Origin of the sequence: Actinomadura sp. NTSP31, assembly GCF_041951385.1 — a bacterium.
Classification (GTDB): domain Bacteria; phylum Actinomycetota; class Actinomycetes; order Streptosporangiales; family Streptosporangiaceae; genus Spirillospora; species Spirillospora napierensis.
Genome location: NZ_JBGNUT010000018.1, coordinates 1 through 26,021 on the forward strand (window position 1 = coordinate 1; position 26,021 = coordinate 26,021).

The window sequence follows — 26,021 nt, forward strand, 5'->3', positions numbered from 1 at the left end:
ACGAGGCGGCGGTCGGGGCCTACCTCGTGCGACGGGTCGGCCGGGAGGCGGCCGAGGACCTGCTCGGTGAGGTGTGGGTGGCGGCGCTCGGGTCCCGCGCGAGCTACGACCGCTCGTTCCCCGACGCGCGCCCGTGGCTGTTCGGCGTGGCGCACAACATGCTCCGGCGGCACTGGCGGTCCCGCCCGGCCGAGGAGCCGCGGGCGGACGTGCCCGACATCTCGTCCGGGTGGGACCCGTGGGCCGCCGTGGACGACCGCGTCGACGTCGAGTCGGTGCTGCTGGAGGCCCTGGCGCTGCTCCGGCCGCAGCAGCGGGAGATCTTGGCCCTGGTCGCCTGGGAGGACCTGACCGTCGCCGACGCCGGGCGGGCGATCGGCGTACCGCCGGGAACGGCGCGCCGCTACCTGCACGAGGCGCGCATGGCGCTGCGGAACGCGCCGGGGATGGCCGCGCTCCTGACCGAGCACAACGCGATTACGGAGGCCCGCTGATGGTGGACGAGATGGACCTGCTGAGGGACCTGAAGGAAGTCGAGCCGATGCGGTCGGGCGCATTCGAGGAGGCCAGGGCCGCGCTGCGGACGGCGATGGCCGTGGACGAGGCGCCGGAGGCGAAGCCCGCTCCCCGCCGGCGGGCCCGGTGGAGCAGGCGCCGCACGGTGGGCGCCGGCGCCGCCGCCCTGGTCGCCGCCGCCGCGGCGGCGGGGGTGCTGGTCGTCACGTCCGGGTCGTCGCCCGGCAAGGCCCCCGTGAAGGCGGCGCCGCCGGCGACGGCGAACCCGATCCTGGCCGAGCTGGCCGCGGACATCACGCCCCTCCAGGCCAAGGCGACGGGCGACGCGACGCTGGAGATCCGCAACCAGTCGCCCACCAGCAGCAGGCTGCGCTTCAACGGCATCGGCCTGTACACCGACGACGGCACCTACTACTGGGGCAACGACAAGCGTTCCCTGCGGCGGGCCGTCCTGGAGAGCACGGGTGACGAGACGTTCAAACGCGGTGTAACGGTGGCCCTCTACGCCGCGAAGGGCGACATCGCGACCGCGCGCGCGCGGATGGAGAAGGCCAACCTCGCGCCGGGCACGGACCCCGCCGAGCCGAACCGGGCGATGATCGAGAAGCTCAAGGCCGTCGCCAAGGCGCGCGGCGAGAAGTACGTGCCGCCGAAGCCGCCGACCGTTGCGCGGCAGAAGGAGATCGCCGACAACCACATCTGGAGCAACTCCATCGGCGCGCTGCTGGCGTCGCCGGAGAACCCGCAGGTCCGGGCCGGTGTTCTCCGAATCCTGGCGACGATGCCGAAGGTCGGGGTCACCAAGACCACCACGGCGGGACAGCCCACGCTCACGCTGGTGGACAGCTGGTCCGACGGCAGGGAAACGCTGATCATCAAGGCCGCCACGGGCCAGCCCGTCGCGCTGCTCAGCGAGGCCGAGGGCACCAAGCCCGCGACGACCTATTACCACAACTCCCGGGTGAGGATCGCCGACGTCAAGGCCGGCAAGTTCTGAACCGGAGAGACGGTGCGGGCCGCCCGGTCGCCGGGCGGCCCGCACCCGTTCGCCCGTCCCCGTGGAGGCGTCATTTCGGGGCGGAACCCAGCATGTCGATCGCCGACGCGATCACTTCGGGCAGTGTGGACGATCGAGCATCCAGCAGCAGTGTCCTGGCGACCGCGCGCACCGCGCCCTGCCGGTCCGCGTCGAGGTACTCGACGGGGGACAGGCCGTCGACGCGGGCGAGGAGCAGTGCCGGCAGCAACGCGGCGGCCCTGGCGAGGGTCGAGCCGGCGGGCTCCCATGTCACCTGCCGCACGTAGGCGTCGACCAGGGCGCGGGCCGATGCGGTGAGGGCTTCGCGTCGTCCGGGTACGACGAGTGTCTTGAGCACCAGGTGGTTGACCACGAACGCCAGGTCGAACGCCGGGTCCCCGTACCAGGCGCACTCGGCGTCGAGCAGGACCGGGCCGGACGGGCCGATGAGGATGTTCTTGGGGCTGACGTCGCCGTGCACCACGGCCAGGCGGGTGGTCGTGGTGCGCTGGACGATCCGCTCGAACTCGCCGGACAGGTCGGGGTGCCGGGCGGCGGTGGCCACCAGGTAGGGGTCGATCCGCAGGCTCGCGAAGTTGCCGTCGGTGGCGAAGCGGCGCGCGAGGTCCGGGTCGCCGGCGCTCGCGGCGTGCAACCGGCCGATCAGCGAGCCGACCGCGGCGGCCTCGTCCCGATGGACGGCTCCGTCCAGCAGGCGCGCCTTCCAGACGGGATGGTCCCGCGCCGGGACGTAGCTCATCGCGAACAGGCCGCGGGCCTGGTCGTGGGCCAGCGGTTCGGGCACCCGGCCCGGCACGACGGTGGCGGCGAAGGTGAGCCAGTCCCACTCGACGGTGTTCCGGCTGACCGGGGCGCGCCAGTCCCCTTCGACCTTCAGCCTCTCCAGCGCGCCCTTGACGCAGATGGTCCGGTCGGCGAGATCGACGCGCCACAGCTCGGACGAGACGCCGCCGGTCAGCGGCGTCCAGACGGGCGTCTGGCCGGCGGCGACCAGCCCGTGCTCCAGCAGGAAGCTCCGCGCGACCTCCGGGACGGCCGCGCCGGCGGTCTCTCCCGCGGTCCCGCTCACGGGGTCGGCCCGGCGGTCGGCCCGGCGGTGAGGCGGGGGTAGCCGGTCATCCCGGCGAAGCCGAGCGCGGGGTCCTCGGCGATGCGGACGAGCTGGTTGTACTTGGCCATCCGGTCCGAGGTCCGGACGGACCCGATCTTGATCTGGCCGGCGCCGGTGCCGGCCGCGAGGTCGCTGATGAAGGAGTCCTCGGTCTCGCCCGACCGCGCCGACACCACGGGCACGTACCCGGCGGCGCGCGCCGCGGCGATCACGTCGAGCGTGCCGCTCAGGGTGCCGTTCTGGTTGACCTTGACCAGGACGCCGTTGGCCGCGCCGACCCGGACGCCCTGCTCCAGCCGCCGGCGGTTGGTGGTGAACAGGTCGTCGCCGATGAGGTTGAGCCGGTCGCCGAGCCGCTGGGTCAGCAGCGTCCAGCCCTGCCAGTCCTCCTCGTCGAGGGCGTCCTCGACCGAGGCGACCGGGAAGTCCTCGGCCCAGCCGGCGATCATCTCGATCATCTCCGCCCGGTCGGCGTATCTGCCCTCGCGCGCCAGGTGGTAGCGACCCTCGGCGGCGTCCCACAGCGAGTGCGCGGCGACGTCGATCGCCACCACGACGTCCCGTCCCGGGGTGAGCCCGGCGCGTTCGATCGCCTCGACCATCAGCTCCAGCGCGGCCCGGCCCGTCTCCAGGCCCGGGCTCAGCCCGCCCTCGTCGGCCAGCAGGGTCGGCAGGCCCCGCGCGGCGAGGGCCTCGGCGGCGGCCGAGCGGACGCGGCTGGCCATCTCGATGGCCTCGGCCATCGAGGCGGCGGAGGCCGGGACGGCCAGGAAGTCCTGGACGTCCATGCCGCGTCCGGCGTGCAGGCCGCCGCTGAGGATGTTGACCATGGGCATCGGGAGGCCTGGCGCGGTGCCCGCGAGTTCGGCCACCCACCGGTACAGCGGGGTGCGCAGGCTGTCCGCGGCGGCCCGGCACGCCGCGAGCGAGACCCCGAGGACCGCGTTGGCGCCGAGCCGCGACAGGTGCTCGGTCCCGTCCAGCTCGACGAGGAGCTTGTCGAGCGCGGCCTGCTCGCGGACGTCGTGGCCGGTCACCGCCCGCGCTATCTCGCCGTTGACGTGGCCGGCCGCCGTGCGCACGCCGAGCCCGCCGTACTCGCCGGTGCCGTCGCGCATCTCCCAGGCCTCGCTGCTGCCCGTCGACGCCCCCGAAGGCACCGCCGCGCGGCCCAGCACACCGTCGCCGGTCAGGACGTCGACCTCGACGGTGGGACGGCCGCGCGAGTCGAAGATCTGGCGGGCGTGCACTCGGGCTATCCGTGTCATCGGGCATGCTCCTCAGCGGTATGCGTGGGTGGTCAGCGGCGTGCGGCCGGCGGTGCGGTGCTTCCCCGCTCGCGCAGGTAGCCGCCCGTGCTCGAGATGAAGGGCGCCGGCCGGTCGCCGTCGCGCAGCCGCTGCAGCAGCCACAGGGAACAGGCCGTGGCGACCTCGTGCACGGGGAGCGCCATGGTCGTCAGCCCGGGGCCCCACCAGCCGAAGCCCGGCTCGTCGCCGAAGCCGACCACCGACAGATCCCTTGGCACCGCGACGCGGCGCGCGGCGAGCTCCTCCAGCACGCCTTCGGTGATGCGGACCGACGCGGCGACCACGGCGGACGGCGGACCGGGACCGTCCAGCAGCCGCGCCAGCTCCCTGCGCGTGTCCTCGACCGAACCGGGCGGCACGTGGACGACCAGCCCGTGGTCGCGGTCGCCGACCACGTCGAGGTAACCCGCGAGGCGCCGCTCACCGGTCGACAGCCCCGCGGGGCCGCCCAGGTAGGCGATCCGCGTGTGCCCGAGGTCGCGCAGGTGGCGCGTCGCGTCGCGCAGCACCTGGCGGTCGTCGATCCCGAACGACTGCCGGGCCAGGTCCGGATGCGTGCGCAGCAACTGCACGTGGGGCACCTGGCGCAGCAGCCGGACCGTCTCGCCGCGCGGGCTCGGCGTCGGCACCACGATCACGCCCGCGACCTGCCCGGCGATCATTCCCCGCACCTGGGCGAGCTCGTTGTCGCGATCGTCGCCGGTCTCGCAGAGCATCACCTGGTGGCCCTGCCGGCTCATGCACTGCGCCAGCGCGTGCGCCGCCGTGCTGTAGAACGTGTTGCCGACGTCCGGGACCATCAACCCGATCACCCTGCTGGACGCGCCCCGCATCATCCGGGCCGCCTGGTTGCCGACGTACCCGAGCTCGGCCGCCTTCCGCTCGACGCGGTGCCGCGTCCCGGTGCTGATCCGCGGGTCGCCGGCGAGCGCGCGGCCCACGGTCGAGACCGACAGGCCCAGCTGCTCGGCGATGTCCCGCGTGGTGACCCGCTTGCCCTCCTGCATGTGCTAACGATAGCACCAGTCGTTCCGGGTGGCCTGCCTCACAGTCGTCACGACGATCGCGAAGCGCGCGTATAGTTATCTGCATAGACAACTAGATTGCAGCTGGAAGGGGCTCTGACCATGGCACGGCTACTCCACATCGACTCGAGCGTCCAGGGCGACGGCTCGGTCAGCCGGCGGCTCACCGCGCGCGCCGCCGATGTCTGGCGCGCGGCCCACCCCGGAGGCGCCGTCGTGTACCGCGACCTCGGCGCCGACCCGGTTCCCCATCTCGACGCCGTCGCCGGCATCAGCAGGCTCGTGCCGCCCGACCGGCACACCGAGGCGCAGGCCGCGTCCTGGGCCCTGACCGAGGAGCTCGTCGGCGAGGTGGCCGAAGCCGACGCGATCCTGCTCGGGCTGCCGCTGTACAACTACGGCGTTCCCAGCTCCGTGAAGGCCTGGGTCGACCATCTCATCGCGCCCGGCCTTGCCTACCACCCGGAGAGCATGGAGGGCCTGCTCGGCGGCCGCGACTTCGTCGCGATCGTCTCGCGGGGCGGCGGCTACGGCGTCGGCACCCCGAAGGAGGGCTGGGACCACGCGACCGCCTGGCTGCCGCACGGTCTCTCGCTGACGGGACTGGAGCCGCGGTTCATCACCGCCGAGCTCACGCTCGCTTCGCAGAAGCCCGCGATGTCGCCCCTCGTCCCGCTGGCCGAGGAGAGCCGCCGCCAGGCCGAGGCCGCCATCGACAAGCTCTGGCCGCCCGCGGTGACCGGGATCTGATCCGGCGCGGGGAAGCGTCCCCGCCGCCGGAGCCGACCGTACCGGAATAGCTGCCTGCGCAGACAGGTTAGAGAACGGCGACGGGGACGCGCGAAGCCGCGGACCGGAAGAAAGGGGAACAGCATGCCATTCGAGATCGGCATCATGACATTCGGAGAGCGCACCGAGGACCCGGCCACCGGGGCCCTCCCGTCCCCGCGGCGGCGCGTCCGGGAGACGATCGAACAGGCGCGGGTCGCCGACCAGGCCGGCCTGGACGTCTTCGGCGTCGGCGAGCACCACCGCACCGACTTCGTCGGATCGGCGCCGGCCATCCTGCTGGCCGCCGCCGCGGAGAGGACCGAGAACATCAGGCTGACGAGCTCGGTCACCGTCCTCGGCTCGGAGGACCCCGTGCGCGTCTGGGAGCAGTTCGCCACGATCGACCTGCTGTCGGCCGGACGCGCCGAGATCATCGCCGGCCGCGGCTCCTACACCGAGTCCTTCCCGCTGTTCGGGTACGACCTGAAGGACTACGCCGAGCTGTTCCGCGAGAAGCTCGACCTGCTGCTGAAGATCCGCGACCAGAACCCGCTGACCTGGCAGGGCCGCTTCCGCGCCCCGCTGGTCGACGCCGACATCGCGCCCCGCGCCGACGGCGGCACGATCCCGGTCTGGGTCGGGGTCGGCGGATCGCCCGCGTCGGCCGTCAGCACCGGCCGCCTCGGCCTGCCCATGGCGCTGGCGCTGCTCCTCGGGCCGATGACCTTCCACGAGGAGACCGTCGAGCTGTACCGGGCGGCCGCGGCGGAGGCCGGGCACGACCCGGCCGCGCTGCCGGTCAGCATCAACGCGCACGGGTTCGTCGGACGCACCAGCCAGGGCGCGCGGGACGTCATGTACCCCTACTTCGCCAAGGGGATGATGGACAACAACCACCAGCGCGGCCGCGGCTTCCGGATGCCCCGGGCCGCGTTCGACGCGCAGTCCTCGCCGCGGGCCGGGCTGCTCGTCGGCAGCCCGCAGGAGATCATCGACAAGCTGCTCGGCTACCACGAGCTGTACGGCCTCGACCGCGCCGTCCTCCAGATGGGCTTCGGCGGGGTGCCGCAGAAGGAGCACCTCGAAGCGATCGAACTGCTCGCCACCGAGGTCGCGCCGGTCGTGCGCCGCGAGGTCGCGCTGCGCCAGAGGAGCGTGGCATGACCATCGTCGCGCAGAACCGCGGCACTGACCCGGACACGCGGACTCCCGCCCCGCGCCTGCGGGTCGTCGTCGTCAACGGCAGCCCCAGCCGACCGTCCAAGACCATGGGGCTGGTCGACGTCGTCCTCGACACCCTGAAGGACATGCTCCCCATCGAGGTGTCCCGGGTCGACGTCTACCGCCTGGGCGGGGGGTTCACCGGAGCGATCGAGCGCGAGGACGTCACACCGGAGGTCGAGGACGCGCTCCGGCTCGCCGAGAACGCGGACCTGCTCATCGCCGCCGCGCCCGTGTTCCGCGGCTCGTACCCCGGCATGTTCAAGCACTTCTTCGACCTCGTCGAGCAGTACGCGCTCGCGAACAAGCCCGTCCTGCTCGCCGCGACGGGCGGAGGCGACCACCACGCGCTCGTCCTGGAGCACGCCATGCGGCCGCTGTTCGCCTTCTTCCAGGCGCTGACGGTCCCGGTCGCGTTCTTCGCGTCCGCCGGGGACTTCGACGGCACGACCCTGCTCAACCCCCGCGTCCACGGACGCATCGAGGTCGGGCTCACCGACGTCGCGGACCTCCTCCGAGCCCGCGCGACGGGCTGCCCCGGCGCCGATCCGGCCGGCGCGGAAGAGGCCTTCCGCAAGGCCGTGAGCTGACACCCGCCACGGTGCGCCGGCGCCTGCTCCCAGGCGCCGGCCGCCTCTCTTTCTCGATTTCCCCTTGGAGGACTGCATGGGCGAGTTCGGCGTCGGCATCATCGGTGCCAGCCCCGACAGCGGCTGGGCGTTCGGCGCGCACGTCCCGGCGATCGCGGCGACCCCGGGGCTCCGGGTCGCCGCGGTGGCGACCACCCGGGAGGAGTCGGCCCGGCGGGCCGCCGACCTCCTCGGCGGCGCCGAGTGGTTCACCGACCCCGCCGCGCTGGCGGCGGGCGCGACGGTCGACCTGGTCGTGGTCTCGGTCCGGGTCCCGCGGCACCGGGAGCTGATCATGGCCGCGCTGCCGGCCGGCAAGCCGGTCCTGTCGGAATGGCCGCTCGGCGCGTCGACGGCCGAGGCGGAGGAGATCACCGAAGCCGCCCGGTTCGCGCGGGTGCGCGGATTCACCGTGCTGCAGGGCCGGTACGACCCGGTGATCGCCGAGGCCCGGAGCCTCGTCGCGTCCGGTGCGCTGGGCGAGCTGCAGGCGCTGTCGGTCCGCTCGTCCCGGACGCCGGGCACCGTCTTCCCGGCGGAACTGGCCTACACCCTCGACGCGGCCAACGCCGCCGGGACGCTCGAAGTCCACGGCGGGCACCTGCTCGACCTGCTCGATCACCTCGTCCCCGGCCTGGAGGTGATCGACGGGACGTCGTCGCCGGTCCGCACCGCCTACCCGGTCACCGGAAGCGACGAGCCGGCGGCCGTCACCGCACCGGACACCCTCTCCGCGACGCTGCGCGTCGGACGGTCGGGCATCGGCGCCCTCACCGCTTGGGACGGTGATCCGGCGGGATCGACGGTGATCGTCCTGCAGGGCCTGGACGGACGCCTCGAACTGCGGACGGCGGACCCCGGCACGCCGGCGCTGCGCCAGCCGCAGATGGCGCCGTTCCGGGGAACGCTGGTCACCGCCGGCGGTACCCGGGAGCTGGCCCCGGCCGCGAGCGACCTGCCGGTCGCGGCCCGGAACCCGGCCGCCCTCTACCGGCAGGTGGCCGAAGACCTGGCGAACGGGACCACCACCGCACCGACGTTCGAGGAGGCCGTCACCCTGCACAGGCGGCTCGACCGATTCCGCTAGGACCTCCCACCGTGCTCGTGCACCTCGAAAGGCTCACAACGGGACGTCCACCAGGACCTTGCCTACCGTGCCGTTCTCCACCGCCCGGTGCGCGTCGGCGGTGCGGTCGAGCGGGAAGCGGACGAGCGGCAGGCCGTGCTCCGCGCCGACCGGCAGGGCGCCGTCGCGGACCGCGGCGGCGACGTCCTCGACCGCCGCGGCGCGCGCCTCCGGGCCGGCCGTATAGAGCACCAGGAACTGGAAGCGCGTGTTCAGCACCATGTTCTGCGGCACGTTCAGTTCGACCGGGCGGCCGCCGTCGTTGGCGTAGGTCGAGATCGTGCCGCGCGGCCGCAGGACGGACAGGTCCAGGGCGAGGTTCGCGCCGAGCGCCACCTCGGCGACGATGTCGACACCGTCCGGGGCGACCGCGCGGATGGCGGCGGCCGGGTCGCCCTCGCGGTAGTTGATCACGTGGTGGGCGCCGGCGGCGGTGGCCAGCCGGGCCTTCTCCGGGCCGCTGACCGTGCCGATCACGGTGGCGCCAGCCCACCGGGCGAGCTGGACGACCGCGTGCCCGACCGCCCCGGCTCCGCCCGCCGCGAGCACCACCCTGCCGTCGAGCGCGCCGGGCCGAAGGCGGCGCGGCCCGTCCTCGGCGAGGGTGAGCGCGCGGTGCGCGGTGAGGGCGGGGACGCCGAGCGAGGCGCCGGCCTCGAAACCGACGTCGTCGGGCAGCGGCACGGCCCGCTCGGCGGGCACGACGGTGAACTCGGCGGCGGTGCCGGTGGGCCGCCCGGCGGCGGCCATGAACAGCCAGACCCGCTGGCCGGTCCGGTCCCGGTCGACCCCCTCGCCGACGGCGTCGATCACGCCGGCGCCGTCCAGGTGCGGGGTGACCTCGGGGAACGCCATGGCGGCGCCGGAGCGGGCCTGCCCGTCGGCCGGGTTGACGCCGGACACCGCGACCCGGACGCGGACCTCGCCGGGGCCGGGCGCGGGCAGGTCGCGGTCGGCGAGCTCGAGCACGTCGGGGCCGCCGTTGGCGCGGTAGATGATGGCCTTCATGATCCGTTCCTGTCGGTGCTGATGTGATGGCGGAGGCGTGCGTGCATCCCGGCTAGCCGATCGGGACCGCGCTGGAGCGGGACTCGACGGCGTCGAGGGCGGCCCGCGTCGCGGCGTCGAAGGCGATCTCGCCGACCGCCATGTTCGCCTCCAGGTGGGCGGCGTCGGCGGTGCCGGGGATGAGCAGCGCGTTCGGGGCGTGGTGTAGCAGCCAGGCGAGGCCGACCTGGGACGGCGTGACGCCCAGCGACGCCGCCGCGGCGTGGACGGCCGGCTCCTCGGTGACCTTGGGCAGGCCGGGGAAGGCGCCGCCGAGCGGGAAGAACGGCACCCAGGCGATGTCCTCGGCCGCGCACAGCCGCAGCATGTCCTCGTCGTCGCGGGAGACGAGGCTGTAGGCGTTCTGCACGCAGGCGATGCCGGCCGGCAGGGCGCGGCGCAGGCCGTCGAGGGTGACGCTGCTCAGCCCGATCGCGCCGATCTTGCCCTCGTCGCGCAGGGCGGTCATCACCGCGAGCTGGTCGTCGAGGTCGACCGCCTGGTCGCCCTCGGGACGCAGGCCGGGGCCGGAGTCGAGGCGGCGGAGGTTGACCACCGGCAGCTGGTCGACGCCGAGGCTGCGCAGGTTGTCCTCGACGCTGGCGCGCAGCTGCTCGGGCCGTTGCGCGGGACGCAGCGGCAGCCGCCCGCCCGGGTCGGGGTCGGCGCCGACCTTGGTGACGACCAGGACGCCGTCCTCGGGACGCAGCGCTTCGCGGATCACGGCGTTCGCGAAGCCGAAGCCGTAGAACTCGGCGGTGTCCACATGGTCGGCGCCCAGTTCGACCGCGCGGCGCAGCAGCGCGACGGCGTCGCCGCGGCGGTCGTCCAGGCGGGGGAGCTGGGCCGCGCCGTAGCCGATCCGGGCCACGGTGCGGCCGGCGAACGCGGCGGTTGAGGTGCTGATGGGGGTGCCTCCTCGGTCGGTGACGCGTCCTCGTCCGGGCGCGTCGACGGCCCCACCGTACAAGCGCTGGATGACAGATTTCAATATTTGTCAGTCGATATCCAGTCGGTGACCTGACATACTGGGGCGATGCGCGGGGAGCCGCTCGACGCGGAGATGATCGTGTCGGCCACCGAAGAGGTGCTGCGCCGGCACGGTCCGGAGAAGACCACGGTGCTCGATGTCGCGCGGCTGCTCGGAGTGAGCCACGGCAGCGTGTACCGGCATTTCCCGTCCAAGGCGGCGCTGCGCGAGGCCGTGATACGGCGCTGGCTCGACCGGGTGCGGGACGACTTCGCCGCGGCGGCCCAGGACTCCGGGCTCGCCCCGCCCGACCGGTTGCGCGGCCTGCTCACCACGATGTTCGCCGCGAAGTGGGCGAAGGCGCGGGAGGACCCGGAGCTGTTCGCGACCTTCCGGGTGCTGGCGGCCGAGCACAGCAGCGTGTCGTCCGCCCATGTGGCGTTCCTGCTCGCCCAGATTCGCGCCATCGTCGCCGACGGCATCGCCGGTGGCGACTTCGCGGCCGGCGAGCCGGACGTGATCGCGCGAGCCGTCTTCGACGCGACCAGCCGTTTCCACGATCCGATGCACGCGGCCGAGTGGAGTTCCCCCGCGGCCGCAGCGGAGGCCGAGGGCGTCATCTCGCTCATCCTCGACGGCATCCGGGCACGGTGACGACGGCCGGACGAAACCCTTCCCGGTCAGGGCCTCGCGGCCGCCGGGCCGCGCCGGCTCAGGGGAGGTCGTTCGGGGGCGGGCCCCACGGGGCTTCGAGGGCCGAGCGCAGTGCCTCGACCGTCTCCGCGCCGATCCGTTCGGCGAGCGTCCGTTCGAGGCGTTCCAGGACGTCCAGCGCGCGGCGATGGACGCGCTCGCCCTCGGCGGTGCGGCGGATCAGCCGCTGCCGCGCCGAGCCGGGGTCCGGGGTCTGCTCCAGGAGTCCCGCGCCGACCAGGCCGTGCACCGCCTGGTGGACGGTCTGCCGGGTCACCCCCATCCGGCGGGCCAGTTCCGAGACCGTCGTGCCGTCGTCGTCGAGCACGGCGAACAGGCCGAACTGCGTCGGGGACACGGGCTGCTCCCCGGTCTCCCGCATGGCCGCGGTCAGCCCTTCGTCGAACCAGCGGCGGGCGTTCCCGAGGAGCCGCGGCAGGTCATGGCCGGTGGACGTCATCGGCCGGAGCCTATCGGCGCCGCCCGAGACTCCGGGTAATGTCAGGTAACCTGACAATCGTGATGCTCTTCCGAGGACTTCCATGACCATCGAGTACTCCACGCCGTACCGCCGCACCTCCCGGATCCCGGCCGAACCGGGCACGCCCTACTTCATCGAGAAGGGCCTGGGCGACCGCGCGCACCTCTTCGGTGACCTGGTCACCGTGTACGCGGGCGGCGAGCAGACCGGGAACGCCTTCAACTTCTTCACCGTCGAGGGGCCCAAGGGCGACCTGATCCCGGCGCACCGCCACGACGACACCCACGAGGTCTTCTACGTCACCGAGGGGGCCGTCCGGGTGTTCGTCGAGGACGCCCAAGGCCGCCAGCAGGAGAGGCTGCTGACCTCCGGCGACTTCGGCTTCGTGCCCAGGGGCTGCGCGCACGCCTACCGGATCGAACGCCACCACAGCCGGATCGTCGGCGTCGCCGCCGGACCGGGCGGCACCTTCGAGCGGTTCTTCGAGAACCTCGGCACGCCCACCGACCAGGTCGGGCTTCCGCCCCGGCCGTACGTCCCGGCGCCGGAGAAGTTCGGCATCGTGCCGCAGCGGTTCGACGTCACGTTCCTGCCCGACCACCGGTGGCGGACGCGATGAGCGGCCTCCGGGACCTCATCGCCGCCCCGCACCCGGACGTCGCGCCCCTCCCGGCCCCCTCCCCGCCGGGCGTGCGCGTCATGCGCGGCATCCCGTACGCCGAACTCGACGGGGCCCGCCCGCTGGAACTGGACCTGTGGCTCCCCGACACCGCCGGCGCGCCGCTCGTGCTCTTCCTGCACGGCGGCGCCTGGCGGCGCGGGCGCCGCGACGACATGGGCCTGCGCACCCGCGCGTGGTCGCCCGGCCCGTTCGCGCGGCTCGCCGCCGCCGGGTTCGCGGTGGCCTGCGCCGACTACCGGCTCAGCGGCGAGGCGCCGTTCCCCGCCCAGCTCGACGACGTCCGCGCCGCCCTGCGCTGGCTCGCCCTCCGCTCCGCCGACCTCGGCGTCGACCCCGGCCGCGTCGTGGTGTGGGGCGAGTCGGCGGGCGGCCACCTGGCCTCCCTCCTCGCCCTCACCTCCGACCGGCCCCGCCTCGCCGCGGCCGTCGTCTGGTACGGGCCCGCCGACCTTTCCCTGTCGCCCGGACCGCCGGAATCGCTCCTGCTCGGCGCCGACCCCGCGGCCGACCCCGCGAAGGCCCGCGCAGCCAGCCCGGTCGCGCACGCCCACCCGGGGGCGCCGCCGTTCCTGCTCGTCCACGGCGAGGACGACACCCTGGTCCCCTGCGCGCACTCGCGGGCCCTCGCGGCCCGGCTGCGCGACGCGGGCGCCTCGGCCGACCTGCGCCTCGTCCCGTCCGCCGACCACGGCTGGCACGGCGTCCCCGACGGCGACGTCGAGTCGATCTTCGACGCCTCGCTGCGGTTCGCGCTGGACGCCGTCCGCCCCCTATCGCCGGGTCACTGAACGGATCCAGGCGAGTTCTTGCGCGACCTCCCCGGCCTGGGCGAACCTCTCCCGGTCGGAGCCGTCGAAGACGCCGAGAAGCGTCTCCGTGCCGCGCGGGCCGATGCTCATCACCGGGCCGCCGGAGTCGCCGCCGGCGGGAATCCCGGACACCTTCGGCATGCAGAAGTCCGAGCCGCCCGGTGCGGTGTAGCCGGCGCATCGCGGGTCGCCGGCCGCACGACCCGCAGGGTCGACTGCAGGGCCGGAAAGTTCTGGAGCACGTCGATCGCCGTACTGGAAGGAGTCTTGACAGTAAGGGTGCGATCCGGGAACTTGAGGACCGTAGACGTCTCTTCCTGATGCGCGCGTGTCACGGCAACGGCAACCGAACCGACCCCCGCAGGAGGGTTTCCGTTGGTCACCCGCAGATCGTTCCTCGCCGCGGCCGGAACGGCCGCGCTCGCCGTCCCGTTCGGACGCGGCCTGCTCGGCACGCCGGCGTCCGCGGCACCGTCGACGTGCGGGCTCACGCTCGCCAACCACGGCTCCGCTCCCGTGAACGCCTACATCACCGGCCGCGAGCAGGGCACCGACCGGCTGATGCTGCTCCGCGCCGACAGCACGCCGTACTATCCCCCGTCGCCCTCGGCGCCGCAGACCCCGCTGCCCGTGGACTGCGCGATCCCGGTCGGCGCCGGCGGCGAGGCGAACCTCGCCCTCGGGCAGATGTACGCCGCCCGCATCTACTTCGTGAAGAACGACCGGCTCGACTTCTTCGTCAATCCCGGGCCGGCGCTCGTCGAACCGGCGTTCGCCAATCCGTCCGACTCCAACTACCTGAAGACCTGGTCGTTCTGCGAATTCACCTTCAATCCGGCGCAGCTGTTCGCGAACATCTCCTACGTCGACCTGCTCACCGCGCTCCCGATCGGGCTCGACCTCGCCGGCGACGCCGCGCACACGGTCCCGCCCGCGCCCGCCGGAGCCGTCGAAGCGGTCGCGGACGCCCTCGTCGCCCAGAAGAACACGGACGGGCAGCCGTGGGACCAGCTCGTCATCCGCAACAACGGCGGCGTCCTGCGGGTCGTCGCACCGCAGGACCACATGGCGAGCAACCCCGGCGCCTTCTCCTCGTACTGGGACGGCTACGTCGGCCAGGTGTGGAACAAGTACGCCGGAACCGACCTCCGCGTGGACGTCCAGGGCGGACGCGGCGTCTACACCGGGCGCGTCACCAACGGCGTCCTGACCTTCAACGACGGGAGCACGTTCGCCCGGCCCGCCTCCAAGGACATCTTCACCTGCAACGACGGGCCGTTCGCCAACAACCCCGGTGACACCGACATCAAGAAGGGCCTGCTCGCGCGCATCGCCGCCGCGTTCGACCGCAGCACGATCCTGAGCAGCGCCGACCAGCCGAACGGCACCCGGGAATCGGACTACTACCAGGATCCGACCACCAACCACTGGGCGCGGATCCTGCACGCCCACACCCCGATCGGCTACGCCTTCCCGTACGACGACGTCTGCCCCGACGGGCAGCCGGACGTCTCCGGCGCGGCCAGCGACGCCAACCCGCGACACCTCACCGTCACCGTCGGCTAGGACCCGTCCCGGCCGGGCGCGCTCCTTGCGGGGCGCGCCCGGCCGGCGCCGGTCCGCTCAGCCGTTGACCGGGCGGTAGGTGAGGACGACGACCCCGCTCGGGAAGGTGACGGAGCCGGCCAGCTCGACGGTTCCGGCGCTCTCCGGGCGGAACAGCGGCTCGCCGGAGCCCTTGATGACCGGGTAGATCCAGATCTTGTACTCGTCGAGGAGCCCGGCGGCGGCCAGGCCGTCGGTCAGGCGGCCGTTGCCCCAGATGAGGATGTCGCCGCCGTCCTGCTTCTTGAGGTCGGTCACCGCCCCGGCGAGATCGGCCCCGTCGATGACCGTGGTCGGGTTCCAGGCGGAGGTGTCCACCGGCTGGGAGGCGACGACGTACTTGGCCATGGAGTTGACGTGGTCCGCGTACGGGTTGCCGCCCATGTTCGGCCAGGCCTGTGCCATGCCCTCGTAGGTGACGCGCCCGAGCAGGAGCGCGTCGGCGGCCGTGGTCATGGTGAAGGCGTGGGTCTGGGCCTTCTCCTCGTTGTACTGAAGCGACCATTCGTGCGGGTTGTCGATGAAGCCGTCGAGGGTGGCGTACGTCGAGGCGATGAGCTTGCGCATGGTTTCCTCCGATTCGAGTCCGTGGCGCCGGGGCCGGCGTGATTAGACTCGCAATCCGGAGAATTCGCCGGTAGTGGCCCTGTTCAGCACTTCGATGTGAAGGAATCACATGATCCGTGTGATGGTCGCCGAGGACGTCCGCATCCTGCGGGAGACGTTGGCCACCGTCCTCGGACTGGAGGACGACATCGAGGTGGTGGCCCTGGTGGAGCGCGGCGACCAGATCGTCGCCACGGCCGAGCGGACCCGTCCCGACGTGGCGGTGCTCGACATCGACCTGCCCGGCATGGACGGCCTGGACGCCGCCGCCGAACTCCGCGCGAAGCTCCCGGACTGCCGGACGGTCGTCCTGACCGGTCTGGGCAAACCCGGATACCTGCGCCGCGGCCTGGCCGCCGGGATCTCGGCGTTCCTTCTCAAGCACGCGCCGGCCGACGACCTCATCGACGCGATCCGCAAGGCCGTCGCGGGCGAACGGGTGGTCGACCCCCAGCTCGCCCTCGCCGAGCTCGAACGGGCGGACAACCCGCTCACCGCACGCGAGGCCGACGTGCTCCGGTTGTCGGCGACCGGCGCGGAGGCCGACGACATCGCCCGGTCCCTCGCGCTGAGCCGGGGCACCGTCCGCAACTACCTGTCATCGGCCGTCATGAAGCTGGACGCCAGGAACCGCATCGACGCGATCCGCATCGCGACCGACCAGGGCTGGCTGTAGCGGCACCTCCGCCGCCAGCCGGAAGCCGTCGCCGTCCCTGCCGGCGGTCAGCGTCCCGCCCTGCTCCCGCACCCTTCGCGCCAGGTTCTTCAGCCCCTGGCCCGAGGCGGCGGGCCGACCCGGGGCACCGTCGTTGACCAGGCGCAACCGGACGCTCCGCCCGACCACCTCGACGACCAGTTCACAGCGGCCGGCCTCGCTGTGCCGCAGCACATTGGTGACGCCTTCGCGCAGGACGGTGGCGAGGAGCGCGTCGGTCTCCGCGGGCAGCGGCACCCGCTGGACCGACCCGGACACCTCGATGCCGGCGGCCGAGAGCGCCGCGCGGGTGGACTCGGCCTCGGCCGCCAGCGCGATCTCGCCGCGCCCGGCCACGACGGCCTCCATGTCCGACAGGGCCCGGCGAGCCGCCGCCAGCCCCTCGGACAGCTCGGCGCGGGCCCGGTCGGGGTCCCTGTCCAGCAGCCGCAGCGCCAGCTCGCTCTTGAGCACGAGCACCGACAGGCCCAGACCGAGCAGATCGTGCAGATCGGTCGCGAACCGGAGCCGCTCCCGGGCCACCGCCGCCCGGGCCAGCTCCGCCCGCGCCTCCCTGAAGCGCACGGTCAGCTCGCCCATGCGGACCAAACCGCACACGACCAGCGTCCGCTCGCCGGACCACACGACCTCGTAGGCCATCCCCAGCGCGGTCGGGTCGCCGAGCTGCGCGTCCCAGATCATGAGCAGCGGATCCAGGCAGATCAACGGGACCGCCGCGACCCACCGCGCCCACCCGCGCACCACGACCAGCACGACGCCCGGCAGGAAGTAGACCACGTGCCACAGCGCCAGATCGAAGACGAACAGCGGAGCCAGCGCGGGCACGACGATGAGCAGCGTCCACCACGGACGGCTGGACGGGGCGCAAGCACGGAGGAACAGCAGGACGAACGTGATGAGCGCCGCGAAGAACACCGCCGTCTCCACGGCGCTCATGTCCACTTGCAGGAACCGCCGCAGCTCGACCGGCACGATCATGAGGCAGATCGTCGCGGCCCCGAGGACCGCCACCGACGTGGACGTCAGGTCGTCCGCCACCGGCGCGCCCGCGAGGTGCTCGCGCCCGTACCCGTGCGCCACCGACCGTGTCTCGTTCAGCGCCGCCCGCGCCACGTCCAGCCGCCGCCGGACCGCCGGCGCCGCCCCGGCCTCCCCGTCCCGGATGACCCGCCGGAGGCTCACGCCCACCCGTTCGTTCAGTTGCTGCGCGAACACCAGCCGTTCGCGCGACACCTCGGCCAGCGCGAGCCCGTCCCTGGTCCGCCGCAGGTCGCTGACCAGGTCGGCCAGCCGCGCGACCCCGTACAGCGCGATCCCGACGAACGCCGTGTGCCCGATCGCCAGGTAGGCCGCCTCCGCGACCGTCGGCCGGACCGGCAGCGCGGCGGCGAACTGCGCCGCGACCACCGCCGCGAACCCGCCCCATGCCGCCCACCGCCGCCGGATGAGCAGCAGGAACGCCGCCGCCAGGAACCCGGAGTTCCCGTACCAGGTGGTCGGGTACCAGACCATGCCGGCGGCCGTGAGGGCCGCCTGGGCGGCCAGCGTCCACGGCCAGCCCCGCACCCGCACGTCGTCCGACCAGCGGATGCAGTTCCGCAGGTGAAGGAGCAGCAGCAGGGTGAGCAGGGCGAACGCCGCCGGTTCGCCTCCCGGCTCCGCGTTGACGATCCCGACATACCCGCCGAAGGCGAACCCGCAGCTCACCCCCACCGCGACAAGGCGAGCCCAGCGAACCGCCGCCACCGGAGACGCGATGTCCATACAGGCCCCCGAAAATAGGGAATCCCGCGCATCGTATAGACGACCGGAAACATCGAGAGAGAGGTTCGGCTGGAAAACCGCCCGGACGGGGAGCGTGCCCGGTCCGTCCGGTTGGAATGGGTATGCGACGACCTCGGTCTTTCGGCAGGATGGCCGGGTGGCCGGAGAATCGTCCTACGTGGAGCGAGCGCCGACGCCGGCACTCGCGGCGGTGGCGTCGCTGGTATGGATCCAGCAGGTCGGGGACCGGCCCCTAGCGCAGCGGCACGTGCCACACGGTGGAGCCGAACTGCGGTGCGTACTCGGTGAGACGCCGCGATTGCTCGGACCCCTGACCACGGCGATGTACAAGGACATCCCGGCGGGAGGCACGGTCGTCGGAGTGCGCCTGCGGCCGGGTGTGCTCGGCGGCCTCGCCGGAATGCCGGCCGACGAACTGGTCGACGAGGACGTCGCCTGTACCGACATCTGGCGCGGTTCGAGCCGCCTGACGGATCTGCTCGGGGACGCCGCGACACCGCGGGCCGCGCTCGGTCATCTCCAGTCGTTCGTCGCGCGATCCGCCCCCGCGCACGACCCGCTGGTGGGCGATGCCGTCCGGCACCTCATGCCGTGGCACGGCGGAACGCCGGCCGCGCTGCCCGCGCTGCTGTCCATCTCCGAGCGCCAGTTGCGGCGCCGATGCCGGGCCGCGGTCGGCGTCGGCGCGAAGGAACTGCACCGCATCCTGCGCCTGCAGGGCTTCATCGCCCGCGTGCAGGCGTCGATCGACCAGCAGGACGCCCTGGGCGTCGACCTCGCGCGGTGGGCGGTCGAGACGGGCTACACCGACCAGGCGCACCTCGGCCGCGAGTGCCGCCGGCTCGTCGGCGTGACGCCCGGCGTCCTTCTCTCGCAGACGGGCGCCGCGTGCGGTTGCGGGCACGATCACGCCGCGTCCTACGTCCCGATGCTCCGGCCGGGGTATGGCCGTTCTGTACAAGAGCGGCGGCTGATCCCCGCCTAGCGTCGTATCCGTCGGGCGAGGCCCGCGAGGTGGTCCTCGTGCGGCCGCAGCACGTGCGCGTCCCGACTTCCGGATGAGCCAAGGAGCTATGGAAATGGCCAGAGTCATCATGCAGGCCGTGGTCTCGGTGGACGGTTACATCGCCTATCCCGACGACACGGTCGGGCCGCTGTTCGACTGGTACGGCAACGGCGACGTGACGGTCCGCGCCAACGACGAATGGCAGTTCAACGTCGGCCGCGCCTCCGCGGATTACGTCCAGCCCTTCTGGGACGCCGTCAAGGTCACGGTGATCGGCCGCCACCTGTTCGACACCACCGACGGCTGGTCGGGCGTGCCCGCCGCCGGCGAGGAACTCGTCGTCGTCACCCACCGGCCGCTGCCCGAGGAATGGCTCGCCAGGTTCCCCGACGCGCCCTTCCACACGGCCGACTCCGTCGAGGCCGCCATCACGCTCGCCAAGGAACTCGCCGGGGACGGCCTGGTCTGCGTGTGCGCGGGCGACGTCGGCGGGCAGGCGTTCTCGGCGGGACTCGTCGACGAGGTGGCGATGGACGTCGCCCCGGTCGTCCTCGGCGAAGGAGTGCGGTTCTTCGGCGGCCACACCGGAACCGTCCTCCTCGACGACCCGGACGCGGTGGTCCAGGGCGACCGCGTCCTGCACCTGCACTACACCGTCAAGCACTGACCGGCCCGACACGCAAAAGGAAGCACGAATGATCCTCGTCACCGGCGGCCTGGGCTCCATCGGGTCGCACACCGCACGGGCACTGCTCGACCTGGGCGAATCGGTCGTCCTCACCGCGCACCGGTCCACCCGGGTGCCGGACCACCTCGCCGGCGAGCCCGACGGCCGGGTCGTCGTCGAGCCGCTGGACACCACGGACGAGGCCGCGTTCCTCGCCATCGGGAAGCGGCACGAGATCACCGGCATCGTCCACCTCGCCGCGGGCCGGTACGACCTGCCCGACCCGGTCGAGTACCTCCGCGCCGAAACCCTCGCCCTGCTCAACGCGCTGAAGGCGGCGCGGGAATGGGGCGTGCGGCGGTTCTCCGTCGCCAGCTCCATCGGCGTGTACGCGGGAGTGGACGAGGTCCCGTGGCGCGAGGACGCCCCGCTGCCGGCGGTGGCGCCGCACCAGATCCATGCCTTCAAGAAGACCGCGGAGCTGTTCACCGCGCTGACCGGCGACAGCGCCGGGTTCGAGACGGTGAGCCTGCGGATCGGCACCATCTGGGGACCCCTCGGCCTGCCCGACTCGCCCTTCTTCGCGCTTCCGCGCCTGCTCAGCGCGGCGGTCCTGGGCGAGGACCCCGACCTCACCCCGCCCCGTCCGCCCGCGTACGCCGACGACGCCACGGACCTCTGCTACGTGAAGGACTGCGGCCGGGCCATCGCGCTGCTCATGCTCACCGACCGGCTGAACCACCGCGTCTACAACGTCTCGTCCGGACGCCTCGTGCGGTACGGCGAGGTGGTCACCGCGATCAACGCCGCCGTTCCGGGCGCGAACATCACCCTTCCCGAGGGCCGTAATCCCGACCGCCCCCCGGACAACTACCTCGACATCACCCGGCTCCAAGAGGACACCGGCTTCCAGCCGGAGTACGACGTCGAACGGGCCGTACCGGACTACGTCGACTGGTTGAGAAAACACACCGCGTAATGGGGCTCGGCCGTGTGGGCCGTCCCCCGTCCGAGCTACCCGTGAATGTCCACCGTGCGGTGATGATGCCCCGGGGGTCGAATCCATAGCGTTCTCCATGTGGCCGGGCCATTCCGGGCCGGCGCGAATTCCGCACTGGAGGACATCGTGATTCGCATGCTCAAGAAGACCGCTGTGATCGCCGCCTGCTTCGCGATGGCGGGCGCGGGACTCACCGGCTGCGACGACGACGACTCCGGCACCTTCCACGAGGGCCTGCTCGCGGGGACCAAGAAGATCGATGCCGCGGGGCAGCCGGTGAACGTGTCCTGCACGGGCGACGCGATGGACGGCAAGCCGGTCATCGTCCTGATGCCCGGCCTGGGCGACGGGATGGACAAGATGGCCGCCCTCCAGAAGACCCTGAGCGAGAACAACTGGGTCTGCCTCTACGACCGGCCGGGCGAGGGGAAGAGCGACAAGCCGGCGGGGCCGCAGGACTTCACCAGCGCGGGGAAGGTCCTGACCGCGGTGCTCGGCCGGGTCACCGGCGGACGTCCGGTCGTCCTGGCCGCCCACTCGCTCGGCGGGCTGATCGCCGCCCGGTACGCCCCCGACCACCAGGACAAGGTCAAGGGCCTGGTCCTGATGGACGCGACGTCCCCGACCTCGGTCGCCGACCTCACGAAGGCGATCCCCGCGTCCGCGACCGGCCCGGCGGCCCAGCTGCGCGCGCAGACGCTGGCGGTCAACGCGGGCAACAACCCGGAGAAGCTCGTCATCACCGACGGGAAGGTCCGCTCCGCCGGGAACATTCCGGTAGAGGTGATCGAGCATGGGAAGAAGTACCTCGCGGCCGTTCCCGGAGTCGGGCCGCGCCTGGAGCGCGACTGGGCGGCAGGGCAGCGCAAGTGGCTCGCGATCTCCAGCAACAGCAAGCTGAGCACCGCCGCGAACAGCCAGCACTACATCTACGTCGACCAGCCGGCCATCGCCGTCCAGGCCATCCAGAGCGTCGCCTCGCGCGTCGCCTCGGGCGCCAAGTGACCGGGAGGGCGGCGTGGGCCCACGGATCGGAGGACGGAATAACGCCGCCGCGCCGCCCGCTGTAGTGAAGGACGTAGGACACGAGGGGGAGAACATGGCAACCGAGAGGGCGCTGCTCGCGGGCGGCTGTTTCTGGGGAATGGAAGAGCTGTTCCGCAGGCAGCCCGGAGTGGTCTCCACGCGGGTCGGCTACAGCGGTGGCGACGTGCCCAACGCCACCTACCGGAACCACGGGTCCCACGCCGAGACCATCGAGGTCGTGTACGACCCCGACCAGACCGACTTCCGGGCGCTGCTGGAGTTCTTCTTCCAGATCCACGACCCCACGACCGTGGACCGGCAGGGCAACGACATCGGCATCAGCTACCGCTCCGCGATCTTCTACACCTCGGACGAGCAGCGGAAGGTCGCCGAGGACACCATCGCCGACGTCGACGCCTCCGGCCTGTGGCCGGGCAAGGTCGTCACCGAGGTGACCGCCGCCGGCGACTTCTGGGAAGCCGAGCCGGAGCACCAGGACTACCTGCAGAAGTACCCGAACGGCTACACGTGCCACTTCCCCCGCCCCGGGTGGAAGCTGCCCAAGCGGACCGCCTGAACCTGACATCGCAGGACGGCGTGGGCGCCGGCGTGCGCCGTTCCCGGCGATGCGCCGGGCGTCCTTCTGCGCCATGAAGGCGGATTGAGACCGGAAGCGAACGAGATCGTCTCCGCGTGCGTCAAAGCGGGTGCCGGGGCTCCCCTTGCGCGAAGGACACTCATGTCACAGCGGAGATCGAGCCCTGCCGGCGCCGTCGTCACGATCGCGGTCTGGCTCGCCGTCGCCCTCCTGCCCCTGCTCTACGGCCTCTCGGACGCCCGCCTGGCGTTCGGTCTCACCGGCGCGCCCGGCACGGCGACGGTGGAGAGCTGCGTCGACCACGGCTCGGGAGAGGACGCGGAGACCGAGTGCCGCGGACGCTTCGTCCCCGACGACCGCGGGACGGCCGCCCGCACCGTCGGGCTGCCTCCCGAGTCGGACGAAGGCGAGAGCTTCCGGGCCCGGCTCCAGCCCGATGGCGAGCGGGCGCGGCCCGCGGACCTCAAGGGCCGGCTGTCCGCGCTCGTCCTGCCCGCCCTGGGCCTGCTCTTGCTCGTCCCCCTGCCCCTGGGGCTGAACTACCTGCTCACCGACCGCCGGCCGGGGCGGATCCTGCGCTACCTGACGGCGGGCTCGGCGGCGGTGCTGGGCGCCGCCTGCCTCGCGGGCCTCGTCGCCGCCAACCTCTGAAGGCGAATATGTGACCATCCGATGGGATGGCACGCGTTTTCGTCATGATCGGACTTGCCTGTCGCCATAAGTAAGGCAATATGCGGCTTCCTGGGCGAATTCGTGATCATATGGCTGTGGCGAACGGCGGCGGGAACTCGCGCGGGGGAGTCGGCGATATGAGAAATGGGACGCTTCGCGTCGTCGCGGCGATCGCGGTCGCCGTGGCCACGACGGCCGCCGCGTCGCCCGGGGACGGCTCGGGGCCGCACCGGGAGCCGGGATCGCTGCTGCTGAGCGAGCCGTTCACCGGCGCGGCCGCCGGCTCGCGTTTCATCGGGTACGGGTCGGCCTGCCTGACGGGCGCGCCCCGCGGAGCGGGCCCGGCGGAGGCCACGAACCATCCCCTGGGTGGCTGCCGACGGGATCCGGTCGGCCCGGTGCCCCCGGGCAACGCGGCGATGCACGGGTATCTGCAGCTCACCGATGCCCATGTCGAAGAGACCGGCGCCGTGCTGCTCGACTCGCCGATCCCGGCCGGGGAAGGGCTGGAGGTGACCTTCGAGCAGTGGCAGTACGGGAACACCACGCCTGCGCCCGCGGACGGAATCTCCTTCTTCCTCACCGACGGCGCCGCGCGGCTCACGACGCCGGGCGCCTTCGGCGGAAGCCTCGGCTACGCCCAGAAACTGCCGGACGGCAGCACCGAAGGCCGGCTCATCCCGGGCGTCAGCGGTGGATATCTCGGTATCGGACTCGACGTGCTGGGAGACTACTTCGGCGACGGGGAAAGGCGCGGAAACGGCTGCGAGCGGGGTTCTCCGGCCGGAACGGTTCTCCGCCGGCCCGCTCCGGGACCCAATGTCGTGAGCGCCCGGGGCCCTGGCGACGGGAACGACGGCTACTGCCTGCTCGCCGCCACGACCGGGAACGCGACGACCAAGGGCCCCTGGCCGTCGACGCTTCCCGGCCGGCTGCACGGCGATGTGAAGAGGACGCCTTCCGACGCGACGCCCGAACGGGCCGAAGAATTGCTGGAACCGGCGAAGAGGACCGTCCGCGTCACGGTGACGTCACCGCCGAAGCCGATGGCGACGGTCGACATCGACTTCCAGGACGGACGCGGCTTCCGGCAGGTGCTCCGATTCCCCGCGCCCGAACCGGTCCCGGACACCGTCAAGCTCGGCTTCGCCGCGTCCACGGGAGCGCTCACCGACGTCCAGCTCGTCCGCCACCTCACCGTGCGGGCGGGCCGCCCGCACCCGCCGGGTCCGGGTGCGCTCCGGCAGCAACCCCGCACGAACTGACCAGCTGAGTTCAGGCCCGCTGCTCAGAAGGGCGGCGGGCCGCTTCCGACCAGCGTGATGACGTCGGACCAGGCTTCCGAACCGCCGAGCGTGACCTGCGCCTCGCGGCCGTCGGGAAGTCTCAACGTCTGGTCGTGCGGGTCGTCGGTGTCGAAGTCGGAGATGGTGGCGGTCCCCGACCACTCCCGCTGCTTGGAGCGCAGGTCGACATAGACCTCGACCTCGGCCCCGCCGCTGCTGATCAGGGTGGCGGGTCCCCGGTACCGGCTCACGCCCGGATCTTCTCATCGAGGCTGGTCTGGACTGTGTTCATAAGGACGCACCCTAGCGTCGAGGTCGGACGTTCCGTCCCGTGGCAGGTTGAGCCGCGGTTGTGGACGCCCCGCGCGCCGACCATGTCCGCGCAGGTGAGGGCTGGACGAAGGCCCCGGCCACCCACGAAAACGTCGGTGACCGGGGCCGTTTCGCGTCGATCAGGCCGTGTCAGCCGAGCCCGCGGAAGAAGGTGCGCACGTCCTCGACGAGGAGGGCGGGCTGTTCGAGCGACAGGAAGTTGCCGCCGCGTTCGACCTCGGTCCAGTGGGTGACGTTGTGGTCGCGGTCGGCGAAGCGGCGGATGGCGACGTCGGTGGTGGAGGTGGCGATGACGCCGGTGGGGACGGTCCCGCGGGGCTTGGGGGCGTAGGCGGTGGGGTCGTGCGCCATCTCGTAGTAGAGGTTGGCCGAGGAACCGGCGGTGCCGGTGAACCAGTAGAGGCTGACGTTGGTGAGCAGGTGGTCGCGATCGACGGCGTCCTCGGGCAGGTCGGCGGCCGCGTCGGTCCATTCCTTGAACTTCTCCACGATCCAGGCGAGTTGCCCGACGGGTGAGTCGTGCAGGCCGTGGGCGAGGGTCTGCGGCCGGGTGGACTGGATGTGGTTGAAGCCCATCTTGTCGTCGCGGAACTCCTGCAGCCGGGCGAGGCGCTGCTGCTCCAGTTCGGTCAGGTCGGCGAAGTCGGCGGGGTCGTCGGAGGGGAAGGTGATCAGGCCGTTGAGGTGGACGCCGATGATGCGGTCGGGCGCCTTGCGGCCCATCTCGGCGGCGATCCAGGCGCCGCCTCCGTTGCCCTGGACGCCGTAGCGTTCGTAGCCGAGGCGCGCCATCAGCTCGACGAACGCCGCGGCGATCTTGCCGGTGTCCCAGCCCGGTGCGGTCAGCGGCCCGGAGAACCCGACGCCCGGGGTGTCGGTGACCACCACGTGGAAGTCGGCCGCGAGCGGCTCGATGACGTCGACGAACTGGACGAACGACCCCGGCCAGTCGTGGATCAGCAGCAGCGGGGTGGCGTCGGGGTTCTCGGAGCGCACGTGGGCGAAGTGGACGTCCTGCCCGTCGATGCCGGTCAGGAACTGCGGGATCTCGTTCAGCCGGGCCTCGGCCTTCCGCCAGTCGTACGCGCCGGCCCAGTAGTCCGCCAGGCCCTTCAGATAGTCGACGGGGACGCCGCGGCTCCAGCCCTGGCCGGGGATCTCCGCGGACCAGCGGGTGCGCCGGAGCCGGTCGCGCAGGTCGTCCAGCTCGTCCTCGGAGATCTCGATGCGGAACGGCCTGATCTCGGTGCTGCCCATGGTTGCCTCCGACGATGAGTGGTGGATCGAACGCC

Annotated in this window: 29 protein-coding genes; 18 read left to right on the forward strand and 11 right to left on the reverse strand. The window is 72.6% G+C overall.

Features of this window, described 5'->3' with window-relative positions; all coding sequences use genetic code 11:
* A partial coding sequence (locus ACA514_RS28010) for an RNA polymerase sigma factor (RefSeq protein ID WP_375044224.1) occupies nt 1-494 on the forward strand: 494 nt, incomplete at its 5' end.
* Nucleotides 494-1,513, forward strand: coding sequence for a hypothetical protein (locus ACA514_RS28015; RefSeq protein ID WP_375044225.1), 1,020 nt, complete (start codon nt 494-496; stop codon nt 1,511-1,513). The genes ACA514_RS28010 and ACA514_RS28015, both read left to right, overlap by 1 nt.
* 70 nt (nt 1,514-1,583) lie before the next feature.
* Here the strand turns inward: ACA514_RS28015 and ACA514_RS28020 are convergent, their stop codons facing one another.
* Genes ACA514_RS28020 through ACA514_RS28030 form a run of 3 tightly spaced genes read right to left on the reverse strand, consistent with a single transcriptional unit; the run spans nt 1,584 to nt 4,983 of the window.
* Complete coding sequence (locus ACA514_RS28020; protein ID WP_375044226.1) at nt 1,584-2,624, reverse strand: phosphotransferase family protein; 1,041 nt, start codon at nt 2,622-2,624, stop codon at nt 1,584-1,586.
* Nucleotides 2,621-3,934 carry a phosphopyruvate hydratase gene (eno, locus tag ACA514_RS28025; RefSeq protein ID WP_375044227.1) on the reverse strand — a complete coding sequence of 438 codons (1,314 nt, stop codon included), beginning with the start codon at nt 3,932-3,934 and terminating at the stop codon, nt 2,621-2,623. The genes ACA514_RS28020 and eno overlap by 4 nt, the downstream gene beginning before the upstream one ends.
* Nucleotides 3,935-3,966: 32 nt before the next feature.
* Nucleotides 3,967-4,983, reverse strand: coding sequence for a LacI family DNA-binding transcriptional regulator (locus ACA514_RS28030; protein WP_375044228.1), 1,017 nt, complete (start codon nt 4,981-4,983; stop codon nt 3,967-3,969).
* Nucleotides 4,984-5,103: 120 nt separating this feature from the next.
* Between ACA514_RS28030 and ACA514_RS28035 the strand changes: the two genes are divergently transcribed.
* The 4 genes from ACA514_RS28035 to ACA514_RS28050 all read left to right on the forward strand — a co-directional run bounded on the left by ACA514_RS28035 (nt 5,104) and on the right by ACA514_RS28050 (nt 8,709).
* The gene (locus tag ACA514_RS28035) at nt 5,104-5,751 is read left to right on the forward strand and encodes an FMN-dependent NADH-azoreductase (protein ID WP_375044229.1); all 648 of its coding nucleotides are present in this window, start codon (nt 5,104-5,106) and stop codon (nt 5,749-5,751) included.
* A gap of 123 nt (nt 5,752-5,874) precedes the next feature.
* Entirely contained in the window at nt 5,875-6,936 is a 1,062-nt protein-coding gene (locus tag ACA514_RS28040; protein WP_375044230.1) for an LLM class flavin-dependent oxidoreductase, read from the forward strand.
* Entirely contained in the window at nt 6,933-7,583 is a 651-nt protein-coding gene (locus tag ACA514_RS28045; RefSeq protein ID WP_375044231.1) for an NAD(P)H-dependent oxidoreductase, read from the forward strand. The genes ACA514_RS28040 and ACA514_RS28045 overlap by 4 nt, the downstream gene beginning before the upstream one ends.
* Before the next feature lie 76 nt (nt 7,584-7,659).
* Entirely contained in the window at nt 7,660-8,709 is a 1,050-nt protein-coding gene (locus ACA514_RS28050) for a Gfo/Idh/MocA family protein (RefSeq protein WP_375044232.1), read from the forward strand.
* A 33-nt stretch (nt 8,710-8,742) separates the two neighbouring features.
* Here the strand turns inward: ACA514_RS28050 and ACA514_RS28055 are convergent, their stop codons facing one another.
* Both ACA514_RS28055 and ACA514_RS28060 read right to left on the reverse strand, forming a co-directional pair.
* Entirely contained in the window at nt 8,743-9,756 is a 1,014-nt protein-coding gene (locus tag ACA514_RS28055; protein WP_375044233.1) for an NADPH:quinone reductase, read from the reverse strand.
* Between the two features lie 52 nt (nt 9,757-9,808).
* Nucleotides 9,809-10,765: an aldo/keto reductase gene (locus ACA514_RS28060; RefSeq protein ID WP_375044234.1), complete on the reverse strand. Its 957-nt coding sequence runs from the start codon at nt 10,763-10,765 to the stop codon at nt 9,809-9,811.
* 66 nt (nt 10,766-10,831) lie between these two features.
* Here ACA514_RS28060 and ACA514_RS28065 point away from each other — a divergent pair, with 66 nt between their 5' ends.
* Nucleotides 10,832-11,419, forward strand: a complete 588-nt coding sequence (locus tag ACA514_RS28065; RefSeq protein WP_375044235.1) for a TetR family transcriptional regulator — start codon at nt 10,832-10,834, stop codon at nt 11,417-11,419.
* Between the two features lie 58 nt (nt 11,420-11,477).
* On the opposite strand, the gene ACA514_RS28070 is transcribed toward ACA514_RS28065, so the two are convergent.
* Entirely contained in the window at nt 11,478-11,918 is a 441-nt protein-coding gene (locus ACA514_RS28070; protein ID WP_375044236.1) for a MarR family winged helix-turn-helix transcriptional regulator, read from the reverse strand.
* An 82-nt stretch (nt 11,919-12,000) separates the two neighbouring features.
* Between ACA514_RS28070 and ACA514_RS28075 the strand changes: the two genes are divergently transcribed.
* Complete coding sequence (locus ACA514_RS28075) at nt 12,001-12,558, forward strand: quercetin 2,3-dioxygenase (RefSeq protein ID WP_375044237.1); 558 nt, start codon at nt 12,001-12,003, stop codon at nt 12,556-12,558.
* Nucleotides 12,555-13,409: an alpha/beta hydrolase fold domain-containing protein gene (locus tag ACA514_RS28080; RefSeq protein ID WP_375044238.1), complete on the forward strand. Its 855-nt coding sequence runs from the start codon at nt 12,555-12,557 to the stop codon at nt 13,407-13,409. Before ACA514_RS28075 ends, ACA514_RS28080 begins: the two co-directional genes overlap by 4 nt.
* Here ACA514_RS28080 and ACA514_RS28085 read toward each other — a convergent pair.
* Nucleotides 13,392-13,571: a hypothetical protein gene (locus ACA514_RS28085; protein WP_375044239.1), complete on the reverse strand. Its 180-nt coding sequence runs from the start codon at nt 13,569-13,571 to the stop codon at nt 13,392-13,394. The genes ACA514_RS28080 and ACA514_RS28085 overlap by 18 nt on opposite strands.
* 234 nt (nt 13,572-13,805) lie before the next feature.
* Between ACA514_RS28085 and ACA514_RS28090 the strand changes: the two genes are divergently transcribed.
* On the forward strand, nt 13,806-14,996 hold the full coding sequence (locus ACA514_RS28090; protein WP_375044240.1) for a beta-1,3-glucanase family protein: 1,191 nt from the start codon (nt 13,806-13,808) through the stop codon (nt 14,994-14,996).
* Nucleotides 14,997-15,053: 57 nt separating this feature from the next.
* On the opposite strand, the gene ACA514_RS28095 is transcribed toward ACA514_RS28090, so the two are convergent.
* A complete protein-coding gene (locus tag ACA514_RS28095) occupies nt 15,054-15,602 on the reverse strand; it encodes a dihydrofolate reductase family protein (protein WP_375044241.1) in 549 nt (182 codons plus the stop codon).
* A 109-nt stretch (nt 15,603-15,711) separates the two neighbouring features.
* Between ACA514_RS28095 and ACA514_RS28100 the strand changes: the two genes are divergently transcribed.
* Nucleotides 15,712-16,317 carry a DNA-binding response regulator gene (locus tag ACA514_RS28100; protein ID WP_375044242.1) on the forward strand — a complete coding sequence of 202 codons (606 nt, stop codon included), beginning with the start codon at nt 15,712-15,714 and terminating at the stop codon, nt 16,315-16,317.
* On the opposite strand, the gene ACA514_RS28105 is transcribed toward ACA514_RS28100, so the two are convergent.
* On the reverse strand, nt 16,240-18,120 hold the full coding sequence (locus ACA514_RS28105) for a sensor histidine kinase (protein WP_375044243.1): 1,881 nt from the start codon (nt 18,118-18,120) through the stop codon (nt 16,240-16,242). The two genes, ACA514_RS28100 and ACA514_RS28105, sit on opposite strands and share 78 nt — an antisense overlap.
* Between ACA514_RS28105 and ACA514_RS28110 the strand changes: the two genes are divergently transcribed.
* The 7 genes from ACA514_RS28110 (at nt 18,113) to ACA514_RS28140 (ending at nt 24,375) form a co-directional block, all read left to right on the forward strand.
* Nucleotides 18,113-19,126 (forward strand): DUF6597 domain-containing transcriptional factor, encoded by a 1,014-nt coding sequence (locus ACA514_RS28110; RefSeq protein ID WP_375044244.1) that lies wholly within the window; start codon nt 18,113-18,115, stop codon nt 19,124-19,126. The genes ACA514_RS28105 and ACA514_RS28110 overlap by 8 nt on opposite strands.
* 94 nt (nt 19,127-19,220) lie before the next feature.
* Entirely contained in the window at nt 19,221-19,814 is a 594-nt protein-coding gene (locus ACA514_RS28115; protein WP_375044245.1) for a dihydrofolate reductase family protein, read from the forward strand.
* A gap of 28 nt (nt 19,815-19,842) precedes the next feature.
* Nucleotides 19,843-20,793, forward strand: coding sequence for an NAD-dependent epimerase/dehydratase family protein (locus ACA514_RS28120; protein ID WP_375044246.1), 951 nt, complete (start codon nt 19,843-19,845; stop codon nt 20,791-20,793).
* Nucleotides 20,794-20,949: 156 nt separating this feature from the next.
* A complete protein-coding gene (locus ACA514_RS28125; RefSeq protein WP_375044247.1) occupies nt 20,950-21,819 on the forward strand; it encodes an alpha/beta fold hydrolase in 870 nt (289 codons plus the stop codon).
* 94 nt (nt 21,820-21,913) lie between these two features.
* Nucleotides 21,914-22,417 (forward strand): peptide-methionine (S)-S-oxide reductase MsrA, encoded by a 504-nt coding sequence (gene msrA / locus ACA514_RS28130; protein WP_375044248.1) that lies wholly within the window; start codon nt 21,914-21,916, stop codon nt 22,415-22,417.
* Nucleotides 22,418-22,579: 162 nt separating this feature from the next.
* Nucleotides 22,580-23,089: a hypothetical protein gene (locus tag ACA514_RS28135; RefSeq protein WP_375044249.1), complete on the forward strand. Its 510-nt coding sequence runs from the start codon at nt 22,580-22,582 to the stop codon at nt 23,087-23,089.
* A gap of 158 nt (nt 23,090-23,247) precedes the next feature.
* Complete coding sequence (locus tag ACA514_RS28140) at nt 23,248-24,375, forward strand: hypothetical protein (protein ID WP_375044250.1); 1,128 nt, start codon at nt 23,248-23,250, stop codon at nt 24,373-24,375.
* A 23-nt stretch (nt 24,376-24,398) separates the two neighbouring features.
* On the opposite strand, the gene ACA514_RS28145 is transcribed toward ACA514_RS28140, so the two are convergent.
* Nucleotides 24,399-24,647 carry a DUF4873 domain-containing protein gene (locus tag ACA514_RS28145; RefSeq protein WP_375044251.1) on the reverse strand — a complete coding sequence of 83 codons (249 nt, stop codon included), beginning with the start codon at nt 24,645-24,647 and terminating at the stop codon, nt 24,399-24,401.
* Nucleotides 24,648-24,858: 211 nt separating this feature from the next.
* The gene (locus ACA514_RS28150; RefSeq protein ID WP_375044252.1) at nt 24,859-25,986 is read right to left on the reverse strand and encodes an epoxide hydrolase family protein; all 1,128 of its coding nucleotides are present in this window, start codon (nt 25,984-25,986) and stop codon (nt 24,859-24,861) included.
* Nucleotides 25,987-26,021 lie beyond the last annotated feature (35 nt).